Genomic DNA, 500 nt, shown 5'->3' on the forward strand with positions numbered 1-500 from the left:
CCCCCCCCGCTCGGCTTTTTTTTTTTATTGTTAGTGCCTGCACAGATATCTACAGAAGGAGTATTGTCGTGAGAGAACGTGATTGTCACCGGCAACAGCTGGTACTACGTGGACGGACGTACGCTGGGTAACCAGACCTATGACTACTACGTGCGCGTGGTGGATGCGGCGGGCAATGTGGGCGCCAGCGCCCATCAGCAGGTGACCGTCGATACGGTCGCCCCGGATGCGGCGATTACGGTGACGGTGGATAACATCACCGTGGATACCGGCTTCGACAATAACGACTTCCTGACCAGTTCGACCTCGTACACCCTGCATGGCACGCTTGGCGCAGAGTTAGGGGCGGGTGAGTACGTGCAGGTGAGCATGGACGGCGGCAGCACCTGGGTGTATGCCACGGTAAGCGGTACCCAGTGGCGCTATAACGACACGCGCACTCTGGCCGACGGGGATTACAGCTATCAGGTGCGGGTTGTCGATCAGGCGGGCAACGTCGG

Annotated in this window: 1 pseudogene; it reads left to right on the top strand. The window is 59.2% G+C overall.

Annotated features, from left to right (window positions below):
* Positions 1-72 precede the first annotated feature (72 nt).
* Positions 73-500 (top strand): annotated as a pseudogene (locus tag IM273_RS22775) (Ig-like domain-containing protein); the annotation flags it as partial.

This window comes from Enterobacter cloacae complex sp. P13B (assembly GCF_014895915.1).
In the GTDB taxonomy this organism is placed as follows: Bacteria; Pseudomonadota; Gammaproteobacteria; order Enterobacterales; family Enterobacteriaceae; genus Enterobacter; species Enterobacter bugandensis.